The following is a 16524-nucleotide window of genomic DNA, read 5'->3' as shown; positions in this document are numbered from 1 at the left end:
CCCCATGACCTCGCGGGCCCTCGGATCCGAATAGTGAATCGGGGCGGACGCTCCGGGGCGGCCCTTCGGCCGGCGCTTCCGGGTAGGACTACGCCGTTGCTTCGCCGCGCCGCTTGCGGGCTTCCTCTTGGAAGTTGACGAGGCGACTGCCATGAGCCTCCCCCTTCGCCGCATCCTCCACAGCACGGCGAGCCGCTGGGGTCGCGAGCATCTGCTGGAGGATGTTGTTCAGGTGAGGGATCATGTACAGCGCCTTCACGGCGACCTCGACCTTCCCGTCCTTGGTTGCTTCGTCGACGTGAGCCGCGATCTTCTGCGCCGAAGCGATCAGCGCCGCATCCCGGGAGGCATCCAGCTCAGTGGTCGCCGCGACTGTCTCGTTGACCGCATCCAGCAGGGAGATGTCACCAGCCGACGAGGGCGACTGGAGTCGCTGACGCTGCCGCTGGATGTCGAGTACAGCGGCCACCGCCGCCTTGTCCCCACGCCTCGCCTTCGGCCACATGGCCATCTGCAGGACATCGAGACGGTGCAGCTCCAGGCGGTGCAGATCCGCCGGATTGGGTTGCGGGGATCGCTCCATCTCCCGGACTGCCGCGGCCTCCGCGGCTTCGGCATCTCTGAAGTTCAGCTGCCCCGCGATCAGGTCGAATGATGTGCCGGCCCGCCACAGCTCCAGTGCCTGTGCATCACGCTTGTCGCGCCGAGGGTGAGGGGACCGATTCTGAGTCATGCTCGCCCCCTACGAATGAGACCGGCTCCCCGGTCGACGCTCGGACCGGGACGACGCCCGTCGCATCCTCGAACCTCCGACAGATGACGTCCACGTAGCGCGGATCCAGCTCCACGAGCGCTGCGCGACGACCCTCCATGTGAGCCGCGATCACCGTTGACCCGGACCCGCCGAAGGCATCGAGGACGAGACCGCCACGAACGACCGAGTTGCGCACCATGGGACGGATCAGTTCGACCGGCTTCATCGTCGGATGCAGCGCCGACGCCTTGGGCTTCCCGACCTCGAACACCGTCGAGGATCGGTTGTCGCCGTGCCAATGCGGGCCACCCCGGCCGAGACGCCCACTGCCGCCCTCGGCGAACCCGTAGGCGATGTGCTGGAACTCCTTCTCTGGCACCTCGGCGGAAAGGATCGGCTCGTGGCCGTTCTGATAGTCCGAGTGCCCCAGGACGAACCGATCCTTCACCCACACCAACGCCTGGCGCAGGACATACCCCGACGCCGCGAGCGCGCCTTCGAGATAGCTGCGCTGCGACTCTGCGTGGCAGACGTAGACCGCGCCGCCGGGCCGGATGAAGGGCCGGGCCGCCGGGAGGAACGCCTCCACGACCTGACGGGCGCCTTCGGCACTGTCGTTGCGAATCGTCATCCGGTCGCCGGTGCCGCCGACGTACTCGACGCCGTAGGGCGGATCCGTCCACATCGCCTCGGCCACGGCCCCGTCGAGGAGTTCCCTGTAGGTCTCAGGTCGGCAGGAGTCTCCGCAGATCACGCGATGGTCGCCCAGCAGCCAGAGGTCACCTTCCCGGGAGACCGGCGAGTCGGGGGCCTCGGGCGCATTGTCAGGGTCGCCTCGCACTTCGCCCGGCGCCATGATCGCGTCGAGCAGGTCTGCGAGCGCGCCCTCGTCATACCCCGTGCCGGACAGGTCCGGCAGTGATGAGAGGACCTCGGAGAGCAGCTTCTCGTCGTAGTCCCCGAGGTCGGCAGTCCGGTTGTCGGCCACCATGATGCGGGCCGCGCCGTCATCGTCGACGTCGACGTAGGTCACGGGCACTGCGGTCGCGCCCTCAGCGGCCAGGGCCTTGTGAGTGTGGTTCCCGGCGAGGACGTACCCGGTGGAGCGCTGGACGATGAGGGGTCGGTAGACGCCGTTGGTTCGGATGGAGTCCCGGATTGCCCCGACCGCGCCGCGGCGAGCGTTGCGCGGGTGGGTCCGGACGGCGTCGATCGGCACGTACTCGATGGCCAGATCAGCGATCACGAGGACCTCCGATCAGCGGTCGAAACTCTACCTGACGTGCAGTTTTAGCGGGGGGGGGGGTAGTTTCTGCCCGTGCGCGCATGCGCGTTTTCGCCCGTTTTTCCGCCCATGGGGGTGGGGTACGGGGGAGAGAGAGGACTCTGGCCGGGCGGGGCCTAGGCCGACCTTGAGGTCAGCCGTGATCTGAACCCCCCCCTACCCCCTGACGACGGGTCGATCTTCACGAAGCCAGTGCCGACTCGCGCCGATCGGGTGGTCGAGGGCCGGATCGCGTCGACCGAGACGCGCAGCGGCACCTCCAAGGTGCCCAGGTCCACGCGCTCGCTGCCCAGCTCAGTGAACAGGGGCAGGCTGATGGACGCGTGCATGTCGGGAGTCTTCGGCATCGTCGTCCTCCTCGTCATCGTCAGTCGCCGCGAACAGCGGGACCGTCCAGTCGCGACTGAGTCTGCCGACGCCCGGGTGTGGAGCGTCGTTCGACCGCGCGTTGTTGCAGCCCGCGTGGGATGCCCGGAAGTTCGCCGGGTCGAGCGCCAGCTCTGGATAGTCGGCCACGGGGTAGTAGTGATCGAGCTGGAAGCGGGACCGGTTGGTCTCATCGCTGAGCTCAGCGTCGTAGTCAATGGCCTGCCCGCAGATCCAGCACGGCGCATCCGCCTCGATGCACAGGGCGTGGAACTCGCCATGGAGCTTCTTGTACCGGCGGTGTGAACGGGGATCGGCCACAGGATCACCTCACTCCGAGACGACGAAACCCGGGGCGTCATGCGCTCCCGGGTCACCGTGGACATACCTCGTCCGCTGGCACCCACTGTACACCCGAGGTCAGGGCACTCTGCAAGCATCGCGATACCGGCGTGTGGTGCGTTCCTGCACCGCCGCGTCTGGCCAGCACACCCACAGCTCCCGGCCAACCTTCATCGTCCGGACCCTGCCTCGTCGCGCCCATTTCCACACCAGGTCCCGAGTCACACCCGGCAGCCGGTCGGCCACATCGTCTGGCCGCAACCACTCGATCCCGTCAGGCGCACGCACGTCGCACTCGCTTCCCCCGGTCGCCGGACTCGATCGCCATGGACACCAGGCGGGTCCACGTGTCATCCACCCACTGCCGTCCGCACTCCGGGCTGTCGCAGGTGACCATCTGCGGGGCTCGCTCCACCGAAGGAGGATGGTAGGTCAGCGAGTAGCACCCACACGACGGGCACGGCATCGGCACCACATGCGGGCGTTCCTCCCACGGCCAGCGCGCGCGGATCGTCGCCACCATCCGGGACAGCTCGGCACGCATCTCGCCCGCCCACTCTTGGTCAGCGACCCACCGCAGGTGCGGCATGATCCACCGCTGAGTCGCCTCGACCGCCTCTTGGGACGCACCCAGCGGCACGGGATCAGGAGACACCTCTTCGCCATGGAGCATCTGGACACCCGGCCTCGACCACCGCCACCCGATCCGTGAAGGGCCCAGAAGGTGGGCCGGGTGCTCGGCCACGATCTCCTCCACCCACACGCCCAGGGCACCGACCAGCTCGTCGGCCGCATCCAGCTCAGGCGGATACAGGATCCGCGGGCCCGGCGCCCCGCCACCGCCATCGGTCTTGCCCGACGGGGACGACAGCGCCGGCCTCGCGAGGTACGCCAGGTGTGCCGTCACGGTCGGGACATCCACCACCGCACCCACCAGGGACTGCCAGCACCACTGGCACAAGCGCCCCACCTCAGCAGGCCTGGGCACACATCCCTTGCACTCCTCATCCGCACAGGACACCAGATGCTGACCCCTGATCACGCACCCAGACACACAGCTGCTCACCGTCTCCTCCTCCGCTTGTGCTTCCCAGACCTGGGAGTCGCCTTGCTGCCCTTCCCGGACCGACCATTCCCGTGCCTGCCCGAACCTTCCCTTCCCGGACCTGCCCGTCCCGTCCCGACCCGACCCGGCAAGTCGTGACTTCCGAGGCCCCGAGTCTGCGACTGGTCGTGAGACTCGCCTGCGACTCGGGGCGGACTCTGCGGGAGCGGACCGCCGGCGCCGGGGCCATCGGAGCGGGGTCCCGCGGACGCACCCTGATGGGTGCCGGGGTCCACCTGCTCCGAGATGCCCTCGGGCGCGCCGGGCTCGACCTCGTGACTCGCAGGACCGGGGTGCTCGCCCTCGCCCGCGAGATCGCCCACCGAGGGCGTCTCTGAGGCTTGGGGGAGACCCGCGGACGTCCCGCCAGTCGTCGAAGGAGTCAGGTCGGTCCTGATCCCGTGGTCCAGGAAGTAGCGTCTCGCCCAGGCGCCGTACTTCGGCATGGGCGGGATGGGGAGGAGCGGGTGGTCGCGGTCCCACGTCCCGGTCTCGTCATCTTGGCGCTGGGAGTTGCACAGGGTGCATGAGACGACCATTGTCGCGACCGTTCCCGGCTTGCCGGGGACCCGGTGGTCCAGGGTGCCCTTCCGGTTGCCCGAGGGCCCCGACCAGTACACCTCGCGCCCGCAGTATCGGCAGTTGTCGCCGTCTCGCAGGATGACGGGCCCCTTGAGGCCCGGATCGCGGTTGTCGTTGTCGCGCTGGCGCTCCCACTCGCTGCTCTCCTTGGAGAGCATGTGCAGGAAGCTCGTGTCCTCCAGGATCTTGACCTTGCGGATCCCGTCGACCTCGATCCACTCCATGAGGCCCGCGGCCACGGCCAGACGGATGAGCTCCTCGTGACGACCGTTGCCCAGCATCATCAGGGTGCCCAGATCAATGACGTAGTCCGTCCAGTGGGCGGCGCCCATGGTGGCCGCCCGCCACACGAACCCCGCGAGCTCGTTGAGCGTGCGAGAGTCCACCCCCTGCATGCCCATGACGCTCATGAGCTTGGGGTAGGTGGCGGCCTCGTCACCGGATCTCAGCCAGGCCATCGGTTTCCTCTCGGGTCAGTCAGAGCACCGGCACTCGCCGGTGAAAGGGTTGATCAAGCCGCCACACGAGGGGCAGAACTTGCCCTCGGGCGGATCTTCAGACTTCGCCATGCGTCATCACCTCCCCTCCCGTCAGTCGGGGCAGGAAGTCCGCGAGTGCGGCCCGGATGCGGGTCTGCGTGGGGAAGTAGTCGGCGGGGTAGAACTCGAAAGTGAACTCGCTGCGCCCGGGGGCGCTAGCAGGGTGGTCGGCGGGCAGGATGAAGGGCCCACGGACGTAGCGGTCGTTGTCGTTGGGCAAGAACTTCGCGTCGGCGACCATGCCGTCGAAGAGTGCCTTCACGGTGGGCGTGAAGTTGGCGGCGTCTCCGAGGGTGCCCTGGGGGCGGGCGACCCAGACGATGACGACGGCGCGTTCGAGCTGGCCGCGGCGGCCGCGCCGGTTCCGCACGTTCGTGCCGAACATCTTGCCCCGGCCGCGCAGGTCCTTGGTGATCGCGGCTTTCACCATGCGATGCTGGCGCCCGTTCTCGGACAGAACAGCATCCTGCTCGACGGGGATCATGATCGAGAACGGGTCCATCACTCGTTCGCCTTTCTGCTCTTCACACAGCTGCAGGATTGATGTGAATGCGGGTGCGCACGGCTCAATCGCTGCCCTCGCGCTCTCTGGGCACGTAGCGTTGGACCATGGCTCTCGCAGACTGGGTGGAGATCGGACTGACGATGCTGTCGATGGGCGGCGCGGGGTTCTCCTGGTGGAAGGCGCATAGATCGAACGAAGCAAAGGAGAAGGCAGAGACCGCTCGGGACGAGACGCAGAGGAAGCTCGACGCCGCTGTTCGACAGGCTGCCGCGGCCGAGGCAACGGCTCGCGGCGTTGAGTCCTTGGTCGAGAATCTCACCGCACCGCCGTTGACCGTCGCGTGGCTCGGAAAGTCCCAGTTTGCGGTTCGGAACACCACCCCACGCGAGATGATCGTGACGTCCAGAAGTGTCGACGGCAGTGATGATGCTGTGGTTGGCCTCGAGGTCGGAACTGTGATCCGAGCGCATCAGTCCATTCGGGGATTCGTTGAAGAGACTCTCGCAGATCCCTGGACGGCCGGCCTCGAACTTGGGATTGAGGGACGCGATGCTCCTGTCTACTTGTCGTTCGGAGATCGACCTCTTTGAAGTCATCGCCCAATCGTCGAGCTCACTCATGCAAGTCCTAAGTCGTCGGCTCACGTTCGCTCCTTGGGTTAGATCTGACTCGCGGGTGACGGAGCATCCATCGGCGCTCCGTGAAGCCGTAGACCTGTAGTTGGTGCTGCTCGTAGCAGGCCGGGTGGCGCACGATGCCCGCCCCCACGGGCTCCCCACACTCGGGGCAGGTGCGCGTCGGCGCGTAGGTGGGCATCAGAACGGCGGCTCAGTCGGGACGTCACCGCGCTGGGCCGGGTCCCACGGGTCCTGCGGTTGAGGTGCAGGCGCACCCCGTGCCGGAGCCGGGGCATACCCGCCCTGCCCGAAGCCACCCCCCTGCTGCTGGGGCTGGTTGCGAGTCACCTGGGCGCGCGCCCGCTTCAACGACGGGCCGACCTCGTCCACCTGCAGCTCCACGACCGTGCGCCGCTCGCCCTCGCGCGTCTCGAACGAGCGCTGCGTCAACCTGCCCTGGACGATCACGCGCATGCCCTTGCGCAGGGACTCCGCCACGTTCTCCGCGGCCTCCCGCCACACCGAGCAGCGCATGAACAGGGTGTTGCCGTCCCGCCACTCGTTCGTGTTCCGGTCGAACGTCCGCGGCGTCGAAGCCACCGTGAAGTCCGCGACCGCCGCACCCGAGGGCGTGAACCGCAGCTCCGGGTCCGCCGTCAGGTTCCCGACCAAGGTCAGGATCGTCTCCCCGGCCATCAGTCGCCCACCTCGGTGATCTCATGGCCGCCGACGCGCAAGAGCGAGATGAACGCAGCCGCTTGGCCCCGATACCCCGTGAGCTGGCGCTCGTCCGTCAGGTCGCACCACTGGACCGGCGGCTCGTCCTCGACAGACGCCCAGGCCGCGTTGTAGAGGAGCTCCGCCACGCGTTCGTCGCTGATCTTGCTCATGCTGCGTCTCCATTCGATTCGAGGACCGAGAACAGGTCCGGGGAGTTGACGGCGGCCTCCGTCTCCCTGAGGTAGACGAGGGCATCGCGGTAGTAGTCGGGGTTGAGCTCCACGCCACGGCCACGCCGGCCGGCCTTCATGGCGCGCACCGGGACCGTGCCCAGCCCACCGAAGGGGTCGAACACGAGGTCACCCGGGTTGGAGTAGCGCTCGATGAGGCGATCCACGATGTCGAACTGCAGGGGGCAGACGTGCATCGCCTGGCGGCGCTGGGACTGGGCGGTGTTGAGGGTGAGCATGCGGTTGATGTCGGTCCACACGAACGGCGACCAAGACCCGGGCGCGAGGCTCATGAACGTGGAGGACAGGTCACCGCGGGCGTCGAGGTCCTCCGCGAGTGCCACGTGCCGGCCAGCGTCGTAGACGGTGCGCTCCGACTCCTCGGTGAACATCCGCATGCGATCACTCATCGACACCGAGGCGAGCTCCTCGGCCGTCAGGAGCCGGTTCCCGGAAGATCGCCAGTAGGCGTGGGCGTCGACCTGCCACCGGGCCCGCGTGTACTCATCCTTCGAGTGGGTCACGGGCACGTCCGCGTAGCCGCGGGTGCGGTCCGACTGCGGCTTGTGGAACAAGAGCACGTACTCCGGGCTGCCGACGCCCATCTTCGTCATGTCCTTGCATGCCTCGGTCCAGCCCAAGCGGTAGGTCTGGTTGTTCTCCCGGACCACGTCGGTGACGACCGTGATCATGCCCAGATAGTCGAAGCCGTGGCGCATCGCGTGGAAGGCGGCCTCCATGTGGAACGGGCTCACGGTCGGCAGGCCGGCGCCCGTGACGGCACCGAAGTTGATGCGGTCCTTCACGTGGCAGGCGTAGATCCTGCCCGGGCGCAGGACGCGCAGCAGCTGCGGGGTCAGGTAGTCCATCTGGGCCCAGAAGTGCGAGTTGTCGTCCGTGTGCCCGAAGTCCAGGTAGCTGGGCGTGTACTCGTACTGGTTGGAGAATGGGATGCTCGTGACGATCAGGTCGACGGAGTTCTCGGGCATGTCCCGGGTCTCTTCGACGCAGTCATTGTTCGCGTACTCCCAGCCCTCACCTCGGGTCGCGACCCGCGTGACCTGGGAGGAGCGCACCAGCTGCTCCAGGCCCGTCTCGGAGAGGCCGAAGCGGCGCACGAGGTCCTCCATGCGGGCCTGCAGCTCGTCGTGGCGGGCCCACTTCTCCTTGAGGACCTCCACCACACTCGCTTCGGACTCCGCGTAGATGATGTCGATGACCACGCGCTCGGTCTGCAGGAACCGCTGGATGCGGTGCACCGCCTGGATGAAGTCGTTGAACCGGAAGCCGACGCCGACGAAGATCGCGCGGTGGCAGTGGCGCTGGAAGTTGCACCCGGACCCGGCGATCACCGGCTTCGTGGCGAGGATCCTCGAGCGGCCCTCCGAAAAGTCGATGATGCGCTGCTCGCGCACGTCCAGGTCCTGTGACCCGTAGACCTCCACAGCCTCAGGCAGGGCCGCCTTGATGGCGTGACGCTCGTCCTCCAAGTCGTGCCAGAGGATGAAGTGATCATCCGGGGCGGCCTCCACCAGGTCCCGGGCCATGGCCACGCGCGCCGGAATCGACGTGCGCTTCTCCCGGGCCGCGTCCGCCACACCGATCGCCGCATCCCGGAACAAGTGCGCCTGCCCATCCCGGTCCACCGTGACCTTCGTCTGGTCGACCTCCACCTTGTGCCAGCGCACGTCCAGGTCGGGCAGCTCGTACCCCTCATCGGAGTAGCCGAGGTCCGAGGGACGCAGGAGGAACAGCGCCCAGGAGTGGAGCCACAGCCAGAACTCGGTCTCCTTGTGCGGGTACAGCGTGAGGTTGTTCGCCTTCGTCGAGTCCCGCTTGAAGAACCGGGTCAGCGCCTGCCCCGTGTCCATCACACCGAGGTAGCCGGCGTAGTGGATCAGCTCCTTGTAGCGGTTCGGAGACGGGGTGGCCGTGGCCACGAACCGGTAGGGCACCGCGTCGAACAGGGTCAGGAACGTCTGGTACGTCTTGGACCCGAAGGAGCGGAGGATGCTGGCCTCGTCCAGGCTCACCGCGGTGAACATGGCCGGGTCCAGCTTCCCGTCACGCACCGACTCGTAGTTCGTCAAGTACATGCCCGGCCCGGTGACCTCATCCGAGCGGCGCACGAAGCGGATCTCGATGCCGAGCTTCGCGGCGTCCGCTTTGAACTCTTGGCGCACACCCAACGGGCAGACGATCAGGCCGCGAGCGCCGTCCCCTTCGTGAGCGAGGCAGAGGCGGATGATCTCCAGCTGCTGCATGGACTTGCCGAGGCCGAAGGCCTCGAAGAGGGCGCGCCGGCCGCCCTTGCAGGCCCATCGCACAGCGTCCGCCTGGTGGGGGAACAGGATTGGGTTGATCTGGTCGGGGTGGACGTCGAAGCCGTAGTCGGCGGTGAGGTTGGCCTTGTCGGCCACGAACTCCTCGTAGGTGAGGTCACTCATGGTCGGCCTCCATCGGGGTTGTGACGATGCGGAGGGTGGTGCCGATGGCCACGCCGAGGAGGTAGTCGTCGAGGGCGGGGTTGGTGGAGGTGGCGCCCATGTCTTCGCGGGCGACGTCGACCTCGAGCTTGATCTCGCGGAGGTCGTTGTCGGTCAGGTGGATGGTGCTCATACGGCCCTCCCTGTGGCGAGGTCAAGGACGGGGATGCCGCAACCGCGTGCCCAGAGGACTTCCACGTACGCGCCGCGGGACTTCTCCCATCCGGGGAGGACGCACACGGCGTCCGCCTGGGTGAGGAGCCGGGTGGTGGCGCGCATGTAGTCCTGCCAGACGGCGTCCCCGCCGAGGTCGATGGCTGCCGGGTTGAGCGGCTCATGGCCGAGGCCTTGCAGGACGCCGGCGGCGTCGTGGAATGACGGGCGGTTGTAGTCGGGCAGTCCGGTCATGGGGCCTGCGATGTAGATTTTCATGCGGCCACCTGCTGACCGCGCACTGCGCGCCAGACGTCGGGGAGGGCGTCGTCGAGGACGCAGGTGATCCAGGTGGGCAGATCCCGGATCGCGTGGTCACCGCGCTGAGCCCAGTAGGTGTCGGGCGACGAGTAGAACCCATCGACCCACGTCTCCCAGACCTGCATGACCGCTTCGGCAGAGTCGACAGGCAGCGAGAACAGGGTGAGTGCCCCACTGCGCGGCACCCAGCCGACTGCCGTCACACTCAGCCACGCGCCGAGTGGACCCTGGTCCTCGCCGTAGCTGACGTTGAGACGCTCGGGCACGAACAGCATGCCATCCCTGGCCATGCACGTCTCCCACTCTGCGTCGCTGCGACGGATGGTCGCGGTGAACCCTGAAATGCTCGGTGAGCTCATGCGGCGTCACCGCCGTCGAGGTCCTCGTCGGTAGCGACGATCTCGGGCGCGGGAGCGTCCTCGGGCGCATCGTCGGTGCCGGTGTGGAGGATGTCGCCCACGATGGTGTCGAGGTCCTCAGGGTTGGCGAGGACGTTGCGGGCTTTCGCTCCCTGGGCGGGGCCGACAACACCCCATGCTTCGAGCTCGTCCATGATGCGGCCCGCCTTCGCGAAGCCGACACGCAGTTTCCGCTGGATCATCGACGTCGAGCCCAGCTGGGAGACGATCACCATGCGCGCCGCATCCGCCACGTCCTCTGCTGGGATGGCTGGGTCCGCGACGGGTGCCGGCGCGGCCTCCGCGATGCGGTCGAGGATCGCTTCCTCCGCGGCCTTAACCACGTCGAACGGCTCATCCGGCGCGGCCGCCTGCTCGGTGCCAGGGCCTGGCGTGGCGCCGCCCTCGTCGTCCTCGTCGTCGGAGTACTCATCCCCCGGCACGGTGATGACACCCGTCTCCGTGTCGATCGTCGTGCCAGGCGGGAAGATCGCCGCCATCTCCTTGTCGATGTCGAAGGGCAGCAGGCTGTCGCCGAGGCGCCACTCGATGCCGTGGCTCAGCAGGTACTCCGCGGACCGCAGGTCCCCGGGGGCCACCTCCTCGATGCGGCGGATCCTCACCGTGGCGTCGCGCGCACCGGTGTCGGTATCCACCTCGATCTTCGAGCAGTCGCACACGACGATCGCCATGTGCAGCTTCGTCGGGTCAGCTGCCGCTCGCCGCGCCAGCTCGTAGAGGCCGTTCGTCTCAGTGTTCTTGGGCAGGGTCGCCTTGATCTTGGGCATGGGATGTCACCTCACGTAGTCGGAGAGGGGCCGGTCGAGCCGGTAAGTGATGGTGTGGGACTGCCTGATGTCCCCGTGGGAGGCGGCCGCAACGTCGCCGTCGTTGTGCACCCAGTACCCGATGCACAGGTCCTCGTCGTCTGCGATGAACTCCGTGACGACACTGCCGGCGGGCACCAGCTGGGCGATCACATCGCCCAGGGCCTGGCGCAAGGTCTGCGCCCCGCCCGGGGCAGGCATGGTGGCGGGCGCGGGGTCGAGGTCGCTCACCGGGAGGCCTCCCCGCCGCGGTAGATCAGGTGTGCGTCCTCGCTGATGCGGAGCACCTCGTCCTCCGGGATGCCCGTCGTCTCCGCGACCACCTCCGCTGGGACACCCATCATGGCGAGGATCTCCACCATGCGATGGACCTGCTGGGGTGTGGGGGTCCCGCCCGTGATGTTGAGGACCAGCTGCTTGAGTGCCTGGCCCTCCGCCGTCTGCCCCTCAATCACGAACACGGGGACCTCGGGCACCATCGCCAGGGCCGCAGCACGCACCCGGCGGCGACCATCCAGCACCACCAGCTGGCCCACCCGGTTCTCGAACGCCACCACCGGGGCAAGGACGGAGAGTACCCGCACCGAGTCCACCATCCAGTCCAAGGGCTCGTCGGACTCAGGCCAGATCTTGGCCTCAAGGAACTGGAGATTGTCGGGAGCGACCCACCGGAGCGTGCCGTACCTGGTCATGGGGAAAGCCTTTCGGGGAGAGTGATCGAGGTAGGGGAGGTACCCCCAGGTGGCGGCCGCCAGGCCTACGGCCACGGCTCCGGGCAGGAGACCCACCGAGATGGGCAAGGTCGAGTCCAGGAGGATCCCGGACGCGATCAGGAGGACGAGGCCCGACACGACGATCCACGTCGGCACGGGAATGACACGGGAGCTCATGCCAGGGACCTCCTCACCGAGGCGTCACAGACCCGGGCGGCCTCCACGAGGGCGCCCACCACGCGGTCCAGAGGGCGGGACCCCAGTGGCGTCCACACGCCCTCCTGCGTCGGGTCCTCAACGAACACACGCCGGTGCTCCACGCTCCACCGCATGCGCTTCAACGCCTCCAGGGCGATGTAGGGCAGGCCCTCCTCTAACTCCGTCACCTGGAGGGAGACCTTCACCCACTCCCGGTCGGTCGGATTCGAGATGCGGACCTCGTCCACGTGGATCACGGCCGTGCCCAGGCACGCCGGGTGGCGGACCTCAAGCTCCGGGGTGAATGAGACCGCGTGCTCTGTGTGCCAGACGTTGCGGTTCATCGTTCGGTCCAGGTGTCCGTCGCGACAGTCGCGAGCACGCGCTCCGCGTGCGTCACCGGCACCCCGACGACGTCCAGGCGGCCGGTGTGCAAGCGCAGGGTGATCAGGACCGACGTCAGCCCGTCATCCACCGACAGGATCGGCGCCGAATCGACCTTGCCCGTGACCGCCTGGTCCTCCGTCACCATTGACAAGACGGCACCGCTGCGCACCGAAGTGAGGATCCGCCAGGCGCGCACCCGCCGCGCCAAGCGCTCCACCAGCGGGCCCGGCGTCGCCGCCACCCGCTCCACCAGCGGGCCCGGCGTCGCCGCCACCCGCTCCTCCACCGACACCCACCCAGACGGCTCGCGCCGAGCTACGTGGTACCGGCCCACCTCGTCGGCGGGAACCTCCACCCGGACGGGGGCCGTGCCCGGAGCAGTCATGATGTCGGCCCGCAGGATCATCGAGTCCCGACCCGGCACCAGCCGGGGCGAGGACCACAGGATGCCGCTCGTCGCGCGACGGGGACCTCGGACCTGAATGTGGTCGCCCACGATCGCGGACGACAGCGCCCACCACTGCACGTCGGAGAGGAACTCCGCGTCGTGGTCGACCGCGAGCGCGGTGGGGGGTTTCGGTGTGGGGTGNCCCGCCGGCCGCCCCCCCGCCGCGCCAAGCGCTCCACCAGCGGGCCCGGCGTCGCCGCCACCCGCTCCACCAGCGGGCCCGGCGTCGCCGCCACCCGCTCCTCCACCGACACCCACCCAGACGGCTCGCGCCGAGCTACGTGGTACCGGCCCACCTCGTCGGCGGGAACCTCCACCCGGACGGGGGCCGTGCCCGGAGCAGTCATGATGTCGGCCCGCAGGATCATCGAGTCCCGACCCGGCACCAGCCGGGGCGAGGACCACAGGATGCCGCTCGTCGCGCGACGGGGACCTCGGACCTGAATGTGGTCGCCCACGATCGCGGACGACAGCGCCCACCACTGCACGTCGGAGAGGAACTCCGCGTCGTGGTCGACCGCGAGCGCGGTGGGGGGTTTCGGTGTGGGGTGCATCTTGGTAGCCTTTCTGGTGAATCGACGAGGGTTCTTTGGCCCCCACCGGCGGCAACCGGTGGGGGTGCTTCTCATTTGGTGTCGGTGGTGAGGTTGTCCTGGGCGGCGCCGACGTAGCCGCGCATGAAGGCGAGGAGGCTGTCCTCAGTGGCGTGGTGGTTGGCCAGGGCGTCGGTGGCGGCCTCCAGGAGGTTCGCCATGCCGTCGATGTAGTGCTTCAGGTCGGCGCCGTTCGTGGGCCGGGGGTGCGTGCTCATTGGTGGTCCTTGGTGTTGGGGTCAGCCGGGGTAGCGGGTTTCGCACTCTTCGAGCCATGTGGCGAGGTCGTCCTCGCGGACCTGGAAGCGGGCTCGGGAGGAGGCTCCGACTCGGCTGGCGCGAAGGGGCGGGGGGTACGACTCGGGGTCCGTGGTGTGGATGGCGCGCGTGAGGGTCGCGACGGAGACCCCGGCGAGGGTGGCGGCCTCACGGAGCTGGAGTCGGCGCACGATTGTTGTCGCGGTCATGTCAGGCTGGGACCTTCTCGCACGACCTCTGGAGCGCGGGCGGGGTGAAGTCGGCGGGGGAAACGCCGATCGCTTCGGCGAGGAGGATGAGCTCAGCGAAGGTGAAGTCGGACTTTCCTGCCAGCTTCCGGTTGAGCGTGGAGTACGGGATTCCCGTCTCGTCGGAGATCGACAGCTTCGTGAGACTGGAGCTGTCGATGGCGTCGGTGATGGTCCGGGCGGTCCAGGCGACCGCTTCAGCGGACTCGGAAGTAACTCGATTGCTCATGTGAACAATCTAGGTACCCAGCGGAGCAATGTCAAGCGGTCTTGTTGTCGGTTTGAGCATTGCGATTGTCCATTATGAGCGCTAGACTATCCGCATGGACAAACGAGAGAGAGCAGAGCTCTTCACCCGCTACGTCGGTTTGGAGCTCAAGGGCAAGATCATTTCCCGCGGGTTCAACGCCGCGCAGGTCGCCACTGACAACCACCGGTCGATCGCAGCCTTCAACCGCTGGCTCAACGGCAAGGTCCAGATCCCGCTCGCAGTCCTCTGCGAAGCGTGCGAGACCATCGGTGTTGAGCCTCGCGACATCGTCCAGACCGCATACGACCGCGTGGTTGTGGAGTGCGGCGAGATCACCGGCGAGACCTATGACGACTTGACCAGGGCCGAGTCGGCAGCTCAGAGTGCCGAAGCGGAGATCGTTCCCTTCCCGACCGAGATGCCCACGGCCACGGGTACCGTCTCCGACGAAGAGATCGAGGAAGCGAAGCGGCTGCCCTACGCGGCCCGCGAGCGCACGCCAGGTCCCGACAGTCAGGACGTCGAGTAGCAGCAGAGGTGAGCCGGGGTGCCGTCGATTAAGGATCTGATCGAGCTGGCATCCCGGCTCGATGTGCGCGTGGCGTGGGTCCGGCTCGATGGTGAGGCTGGCCGGTGGGTGCCGGAGCGCTCGATGATCCTTCTCGACTCACGGCTGGTCGCGCGCGAGGAGGTGTGCACGCTGGCACATGAGCTGGGGCATGCGTTTCACCGGCACCCGGCATCGGGGTCGTCGGGCCCGCGGGTGGACGTTGAGGCCAAGGCGGATGAGTATGCGGCGATGTTGCTCATCTCCGAGGATGACTACCGGCGGGCCGAGGTTGAGGTGGGATGCTCACACCCCGGGGCTCTGGCAGCGGCGCTCGACGTGGACGCGCGGATCGTGGAGGCCCGGCAGCGGATCCTCGACGCAAGCTTGCCGATCACAGGCTCCTGATTTGCTCATCAGTGCTCACGGGACGGCAAAGCGCTCTTCCAGATGGTGCATAGGGGGCATGATTGGCACGACCCCAAGAACTCGTGGCCCAGGTTGACCGCGACCGATGGCGATAGGACCCGGCATGGACTTCACTGACGCTCTACAGGCGCTCTCCGAGAAGGTCTCCCAGCAGTGGGAGTCGATCCAGACTGAGGAGGCGACGAAGAATGCGTTCATCATGCCGTTCATCTCGACGGTCCTCGGCTACGACGTCTTCGACCCTCGTGAGGTGATCCCCGAGTTCGTGGCCGACGTCGGTGTCAAGAAGGGCGAGAAGATCGACTACGCGATCGCCCACGACGGCGAGATCCAGATCCTCATCGAGTGCAAGAAGGTCGCTGGCGACCTCACCCTCGAGCACGCCTCCCAGCTATACCGCTACTTCGCCGTCACCTCGACGCGCGTCGCCATCCTCACCAATGGCCGGGTCTACAACTTCTACACGGACCTCGATGCCCCCAACAAGATGGACGCCCGGCCCTTCCTCGTCCTCGACCTGGCGGACATCGATACCACCCTCCTCCCCGAGCTCAAGAAGCTCACGAAGGACACCTTCGACCTCACCTCCATCGTCACCGCGGCCGAAGAGCTCAAGTACGTGGGCGCCATCAAGCGGGAGGTGGCCGCAGAGTTCAAGGAGCCCACCCCGGAGTTCGTGAAGCTCCTGACGCAGCGGGTCTACGACGGACGGTTCACGCAGGCGATCCAGGAGAAGTTCACGGGCCTCGTCGACAAGGCATTGCGCCAGTTCCTCAACGACCGTGTCAACGACCGCCTGAAGACCGCCCTAGGCACCAACGACATCGGTGCCGCACCGATCACATCGAGCATCCCCGACCCTGCTGTGGACGAGCCCGATGCGGACGCCGAGGTCGCCACGGCGGACGATGGCATCGAGACGACTGCCGACGAGCTCTTTGCCTTCCGCATCATCAAGGCGATCGCGTGCGCCGAGCTCGCGCCCGAGCGCATCACCTACCGTGACGCCAAGAGCTACTTCGCGGTCCTCGCCGACGACAACAACCGCAAGCCCATCGCCCGGTGCTACTTCAACGCCAAGTCAACCAAGTGGCTCGGCCTCCTCGACGAGGACAAGAACGTCACCCGGCACGACCTCGACAGCATCGAGGACATCTACAAGTACGCCGACCAGATCCGCGAGACCGCACGCCGCTACGTGTGAACCGTAGGCATGGTGAAGG

23 protein-coding genes are annotated in these 16524 nt (G+C 67.4%); 4 read left to right on the top strand and 19 right to left on the bottom strand.

The genetic code is table 11. The annotated features are described in order from the left end of the window. Positions 1–88 precede the first annotated feature (88 nt). The 5 genes from BQ9890_RS09865 to BQ9890_RS09835 form a co-directional block, all read right to left on the bottom strand. Positions 89–733 carry a terminase small subunit gene (locus BQ9890_RS09865; protein WP_075891200.1) on the bottom strand — a complete coding sequence of 215 codons (645 nt, stop codon included), beginning with the start codon at positions 731–733 and terminating at the stop codon, positions 89–91. Further along, complete coding sequence (locus BQ9890_RS09860; protein WP_230297895.1) at positions 690–2000, bottom strand: DNA methyltransferase; 1311 nt, start codon at positions 1998–2000, stop codon at positions 690–692. The genes BQ9890_RS09865 and BQ9890_RS09860 overlap by 44 nt, the downstream gene beginning before the upstream one ends. 333 nt (positions 2001–2333) lie before the next feature. After that, a complete protein-coding gene (locus BQ9890_RS15910; protein WP_075891196.1) occupies positions 2334–2726 on the bottom strand; it encodes a hypothetical protein in 393 nt (130 codons plus the stop codon). Between the two features lie 1083 nt (positions 2727–3809). Next, the gene (locus BQ9890_RS09840; RefSeq protein WP_075891192.1) at positions 3810–4892 is read right to left on the bottom strand and encodes a hypothetical protein; all 1083 of its coding nucleotides are present in this window, start codon (positions 4890–4892) and stop codon (positions 3810–3812) included. Between the two features lie 97 nt (positions 4893–4989). Next, positions 4990–5478 carry a hypothetical protein gene (locus BQ9890_RS09835; RefSeq protein WP_230297894.1) on the bottom strand — a complete coding sequence of 163 codons (489 nt, stop codon included), beginning with the start codon at positions 5476–5478 and terminating at the stop codon, positions 4990–4992. A 104-nt stretch (positions 5479–5582) separates the two neighbouring features. Between BQ9890_RS09835 and BQ9890_RS15375 the strand changes: the two genes are divergently transcribed. Beyond that, positions 5583–6068: a hypothetical protein gene (locus tag BQ9890_RS15375; protein WP_143226299.1), complete on the top strand. Its 486-nt coding sequence runs from the start codon at positions 5583–5585 to the stop codon at positions 6066–6068. Between the two features lie 225 nt (positions 6069–6293). Here BQ9890_RS15375 and BQ9890_RS09830 read toward each other — a convergent pair whose 3' ends face one another. The 14 genes from BQ9890_RS09830 to BQ9890_RS09765 form a co-directional block, all read right to left on the bottom strand. Then, positions 6294–6791 carry a single-stranded DNA-binding protein gene (locus tag BQ9890_RS09830; protein WP_075891188.1) on the bottom strand — a complete coding sequence of 166 codons (498 nt, stop codon included), beginning with the start codon at positions 6789–6791 and terminating at the stop codon, positions 6294–6296. Continuing rightward, entirely contained in the window at positions 6791–6985 is a 195-nt protein-coding gene (locus tag BQ9890_RS09825) for a hypothetical protein (protein ID WP_075891186.1), read from the bottom strand. Before BQ9890_RS09825 ends, BQ9890_RS09830 begins: the two co-directional genes overlap by 1 nt. Beyond that, entirely contained in the window at positions 6982–9492 is a 2511-nt protein-coding gene (locus BQ9890_RS09820; protein WP_075891184.1) for a DNA methyltransferase, read from the bottom strand. Before BQ9890_RS09820 ends, BQ9890_RS09825 begins: the two co-directional genes overlap by 4 nt. Then, the gene (locus BQ9890_RS09815) at positions 9485–9664 is read right to left on the bottom strand and encodes a hypothetical protein (protein ID WP_075891182.1); all 180 of its coding nucleotides are present in this window, start codon (positions 9662–9664) and stop codon (positions 9485–9487) included. The genes BQ9890_RS09820 and BQ9890_RS09815 overlap by 8 nt, the downstream gene beginning before the upstream one ends. Continuing rightward, positions 9661–9963 carry a DUF4406 domain-containing protein gene (locus tag BQ9890_RS09810; protein WP_075891180.1) on the bottom strand — a complete coding sequence of 101 codons (303 nt, stop codon included), beginning with the start codon at positions 9961–9963 and terminating at the stop codon, positions 9661–9663. The genes BQ9890_RS09815 and BQ9890_RS09810 overlap by 4 nt, the downstream gene beginning before the upstream one ends. Continuing rightward, positions 9960–10295: a hypothetical protein gene (locus BQ9890_RS09805; protein ID WP_143226298.1), complete on the bottom strand. Its 336-nt coding sequence runs from the start codon at positions 10293–10295 to the stop codon at positions 9960–9962. Before BQ9890_RS09805 ends, BQ9890_RS09810 begins: the two co-directional genes overlap by 4 nt. A gap of 65 nt (positions 10296–10360) precedes the next feature. Then, a complete protein-coding gene (locus BQ9890_RS09800; protein ID WP_075891176.1) occupies positions 10361–11191 on the bottom strand; it encodes a DNA translocase FtsK in 831 nt (276 codons plus the stop codon). A 6-nt stretch (positions 11192–11197) separates the two neighbouring features. Then, complete coding sequence (locus tag BQ9890_RS09795; protein ID WP_075891174.1) at positions 11198–11461, bottom strand: hypothetical protein; 264 nt, start codon at positions 11459–11461, stop codon at positions 11198–11200. Further along, complete coding sequence (locus BQ9890_RS09790; RefSeq protein WP_075891172.1) at positions 11458–12120, bottom strand: ParB N-terminal domain-containing protein; 663 nt, start codon at positions 12118–12120, stop codon at positions 11458–11460. Before BQ9890_RS09790 ends, BQ9890_RS09795 begins: the two co-directional genes overlap by 4 nt. Then, positions 12117–12485, bottom strand: a complete 369-nt coding sequence (locus BQ9890_RS09785; RefSeq protein WP_075891170.1) for a hypothetical protein — start codon at positions 12483–12485, stop codon at positions 12117–12119. The genes BQ9890_RS09790 and BQ9890_RS09785 overlap by 4 nt, the downstream gene beginning before the upstream one ends. Next, a complete protein-coding gene (locus tag BQ9890_RS15675; protein WP_154671910.1) occupies positions 12482–12934 on the bottom strand; it encodes a hypothetical protein in 453 nt (150 codons plus the stop codon). Before BQ9890_RS15675 ends, BQ9890_RS09785 begins: the two co-directional genes overlap by 4 nt. 667 nt (positions 12935–13601) lie before the next feature. Further along, positions 13602–13787, bottom strand: a complete 186-nt coding sequence (locus BQ9890_RS09775) for a hypothetical protein (RefSeq protein WP_075891166.1) — start codon at positions 13785–13787, stop codon at positions 13602–13604. A gap of 21 nt (positions 13788–13808) precedes the next feature. Beyond that, positions 13809–14036 (bottom strand): hypothetical protein, encoded by a 228-nt coding sequence (locus BQ9890_RS09770; RefSeq protein ID WP_075891164.1) that lies wholly within the window; start codon positions 14034–14036, stop codon positions 13809–13811. A gap of 1 nt (position 14037) precedes the next feature. Then, entirely contained in the window at positions 14038–14304 is a 267-nt protein-coding gene (locus tag BQ9890_RS09765; RefSeq protein WP_078062364.1) for a helix-turn-helix domain-containing protein, read from the bottom strand. 94 nt (positions 14305–14398) lie between these two features. Between BQ9890_RS09765 and BQ9890_RS09760 the strand changes: the two genes are divergently transcribed. The 3 genes from BQ9890_RS09760 (at position 14399) to BQ9890_RS09750 (ending at position 16505) form a co-directional block, all read left to right on the top strand. Beyond that, positions 14399–14854 (top strand): hypothetical protein, encoded by a 456-nt coding sequence (locus tag BQ9890_RS09760; protein WP_075891162.1) that lies wholly within the window; start codon positions 14399–14401, stop codon positions 14852–14854. 18 nt (positions 14855–14872) lie between these two features. Then, entirely contained in the window at positions 14873–15280 is a 408-nt protein-coding gene (locus tag BQ9890_RS09755) for an ImmA/IrrE family metallo-endopeptidase (protein WP_075891160.1), read from the top strand. Between the two features lie 124 nt (positions 15281–15404). Then, complete coding sequence (locus BQ9890_RS09750; RefSeq protein ID WP_075891158.1) at positions 15405–16505, top strand: type I restriction endonuclease; 1101 nt, start codon at positions 15405–15407, stop codon at positions 16503–16505. The last annotated feature ends 19 nt before the right edge of the window (positions 16506–16524 follow it).

Source organism: Actinomyces provencensis (assembly GCF_900155435.1).
GTDB lineage: Bacteria > Actinomycetota > Actinomycetes > Actinomycetales > Actinomycetaceae > Pauljensenia > Pauljensenia provencensis.
This window is presented reverse-complemented; position numbering and strand designations above follow the sequence as displayed.

Excerpts from the sequence above, each read along its gene's own strand:
- BQ9890_RS09865 (WP_075891200.1), bottom strand. The coding sequence starts at position 733 with ATGACTCAGAATCGGTCCCCTCACCCTCGGCGCGACAAGCGTGATGCA.
- BQ9890_RS09840 (WP_075891192.1), bottom strand. The coding sequence starts at position 4,892 with ATGGCCTGGCTGAGATCCGGTGACGAGGCCGCCACCTACCCCAAGCTC.
- BQ9890_RS15375 (WP_143226299.1), top strand. The coding sequence starts at position 5,583 with ATGGCTCTCGCAGACTGGGTGGAGATCGGACTGACGATGCTGTCGATG.
- BQ9890_RS09830 (WP_075891188.1), bottom strand. The coding sequence starts at position 6,791 with ATGGCCGGGGAGACGATCCTGACCTTGGTCGGGAACCTGACGGCGGAC.
- BQ9890_RS09825 (WP_075891186.1), bottom strand. The coding sequence starts at position 6,985 with ATGAGCAAGATCAGCGACGAACGCGTGGCGGAGCTCCTCTACAACGCG.
- BQ9890_RS09820 (WP_075891184.1), bottom strand. The coding sequence starts at position 9,492 with ATGAGTGACCTCACCTACGAGGAGTTCGTGGCCGACAAGGCCAACCTC.
- BQ9890_RS09815 (WP_075891182.1), bottom strand. The coding sequence starts at position 9,664 with ATGAGCACCATCCACCTGACCGACAACGACCTCCGCGAGATCAAGCTC.
- BQ9890_RS09810 (WP_075891180.1), bottom strand. The coding sequence starts at position 9,963 with ATGAAAATCTACATCGCAGGCCCCATGACCGGACTGCCCGACTACAAC.
- BQ9890_RS09805 (WP_143226298.1), bottom strand. The coding sequence starts at position 10,295 with ATGGCCAGGGATGGCATGCTGTTCGTGCCCGAGCGTCTCAACGTCAGC.
- BQ9890_RS09800 (WP_075891176.1), bottom strand. The coding sequence starts at position 11,191 with ATGCCCAAGATCAAGGCGACCCTGCCCAAGAACACTGAGACGAACGGC.
- BQ9890_RS09790 (WP_075891172.1), bottom strand. The coding sequence starts at position 12,120 with ATGAGCTCCCGTGTCATTCCCGTGCCGACGTGGATCGTCGTGTCGGGC.
- BQ9890_RS09785 (WP_075891170.1), bottom strand. The coding sequence starts at position 12,485 with ATGAACCGCAACGTCTGGCACACAGAGCACGCGGTCTCATTCACCCCG.
- BQ9890_RS15675 (WP_154671910.1), bottom strand. The coding sequence starts at position 12,934 with ATGATCCTGCGGGCCGACATCATGACTGCTCCGGGCACGGCCCCCGTC.
- BQ9890_RS09775 (WP_075891166.1), bottom strand. The coding sequence starts at position 13,787 with ATGAGCACGCACCCCCGGCCCACGAACGGCGCCGACCTGAAGCACTAC.
- BQ9890_RS09770 (WP_075891164.1), bottom strand. The coding sequence starts at position 14,036 with ATGACCGCGACAACAATCGTGCGCCGACTCCAGCTCCGTGAGGCCGCC.
- BQ9890_RS09765 (WP_078062364.1), bottom strand. The coding sequence starts at position 14,304 with ATGAGCAATCGAGTTACTTCCGAGTCCGCTGAAGCGGTCGCCTGGACC.
- BQ9890_RS09760 (WP_075891162.1), top strand. The coding sequence starts at position 14,399 with ATGGACAAACGAGAGAGAGCAGAGCTCTTCACCCGCTACGTCGGTTTG.
- BQ9890_RS09750 (WP_075891158.1), top strand. The coding sequence starts at position 15,405 with ATGGACTTCACTGACGCTCTACAGGCGCTCTCCGAGAAGGTCTCCCAG.